We start from the raw sequence: 2,015 nt of genomic DNA on the forward strand, positions 1-2,015 counted from the left end.
CCCAGGAGGCGGAACGGCTGTGGGGCATGATCCGCAAGCTGGCTGACAGCGGCCGCAGTGTCGTTCTGATCACCCACAAGATGCAGGATGTGATGGCCTGCGCCGATCGTGTGGTGGTCATGCGAGCCGGCAGGCTGGTGAGCACGCTGGCACGGCAGGACTGCACCGAAGAATCACTGGTGGAACTGATGATGGGCGAGCGCACCGGTCGCAGCCCGATCCAGACACCGCCAGCCGAGACGTTCAGGCACAAACCGGCCAGCATTCTGATTCGCAACATCAGCGCCAGGCAAGCCACGCAGGCGATTCATGGTATTGACCTTGAGCTCAGGCCCGGCGAGATTCTTGGTCTCGCAGGCGTGTCCGGCAATGGCCAACACCTGCTGGCCGATGCACTGGTGGGTCTGGCGCAGCTTGGTGCCGGGGAGGTAATCATCAATGGCAAAGCGATTCACTCTGCGTCCAGACCGCCCAGAAGCTCGCCACAAATCTCCTACATACCCGAACAACCCGCCGCTAATGCGGTGGCAGCCGATCTGTCGCTGACCGTTAATGTCGCCCTGAGCCATTACCAGAAACTGCGGTTTTTCCCACGCTGGCAGCCTGAAATCGACATCACTGAATCCATCCTGACCGACTACGAGGTACGACCGCCCAATCCGCTGCTGCTTGCCGGTCAGCTTTCTGGCGGTAATTTGCAGAAACTGGTGGTCGGCCGCGAGCTGCTGGAAAAAAAGGATCTGATTGTCGCCGCTTACCCGACCATGGGGCTCGATGCCGGCGCTGCCCACGATATCTATCAGGCGCTGTTCCGCAGAGCCGCCGAAGGGGCCGCCATTCTCTGGATCTCCGAGGACCTGGACGACCTGATGGCCTACGCCCACCGCATTGCCGTCATTCAGGGAGGGAAGATCGCCGGCATTTTTGATCCCGCCGAGTCTGATCGTTATGACATCGGCCGGGCCATGACCTCCCACGCTGACAACACCGTCATCCCGGCCACACCCAAGGAACAGCAGCCACTCGAGGAAGTCGTATCATGAGCTCTTATGTGGCCGCGCCCGTGGCACCAACCCGTCAACTGACACGCTGGCTTCGCAGCCCCTGGGCCGCCGTGCTGGTCATGACAGTCACCTTCGTGCTTGCCTCCATGGGCTTCTTCGCCATTAACGGTCGGGATGCCTTCAGTCTGTTTGTTGAAATGGTTCTGGGCGCGTTTGGTGATACCTATTCGTTCAGTGAAACCCTGGTGAAAACCGCACCTATTCTGCTTACCGCACTGGCGGTGGCATTGCCGGCACGGCTGGGGCTGATCAGCGTGGGTGCCGAGGGCCAGCTCTATCTGGGCGCCCTGTTTGGCACCGGCGCCGTTCTGCTGGCCATCGATCAACCGGGCTGGATTCTGATGCCGCTGATGCTGGCCGGCGCCATGCTCGGTGGCGCCATCTGGGGAGCCGTTCCCGGACTGCTGAAAACCCGGCTCGGGGTCAACGAAACCATCGCCACCCTGCTGCTCAATTATGTCGGCATCCTGCTGGTCAGTTTCGTGGTACACGGGCCCTGGAAAAACCCGAACTCCCTGGGCTGGCCGGCCACGGTGGAATTCCCCTCCGGCGCCATTCTGCCGCAGTTCTTCGATACCCGGGTGCACATGGGCCTGGTTTTCGGGGTCATCGCAGCCATCGTTCTGCACATTCTGGTAACCCGCAGCCGCTGGGGCCTGGGCCTGCAGGTCAGTCGCAGCAATCCGCGGGTAGGTGCCACCGCCGGTATTTCCTGGGAGAGGAACGTCATCATCGTGATGGCCGTGGGAGGCCTGCTGGCGGGTCTGGCCGGCATTGCCGAGGCCTCTGTCATCCAGAACAGATTGCAGGATGGCCTCGCCGTCGGTTACGGCATGACCGGCTTCCTGGTGGCCTGGCTGGCGGGCCAGCACTTCCTGCGCATTATCCCGCTCTCGGTGCTGATGGGCGGGCTGATGGCTTCTGCGGACTCACTGCAGCTCTATGCCCAGC

Annotated in this window: 2 protein-coding genes; both read left to right on the forward strand. The window is 61.9% G+C overall.

The features are described 5' to 3' along the window. The coding region (locus tag AAC035_RS20985; protein ID WP_339807058.1) for an ATP-binding cassette domain-containing protein at positions 1-1,043 on the forward strand (1,043 nt) is incomplete at its 5' end. Next, a partial coding sequence (locus AAC035_RS20990) for an ABC transporter permease (protein ID WP_339807059.1) occupies positions 1,040-2,015 on the forward strand: 976 nt, incomplete at its 3' end. The genes AAC035_RS20985 and AAC035_RS20990, both read left to right, overlap by 4 nt.

Source organism: uncultured Marinobacter sp. (assembly GCF_963974375.1).
Lineage (GTDB): Bacteria > Pseudomonadota > Gammaproteobacteria > Pseudomonadales > Oleiphilaceae > Marinobacter.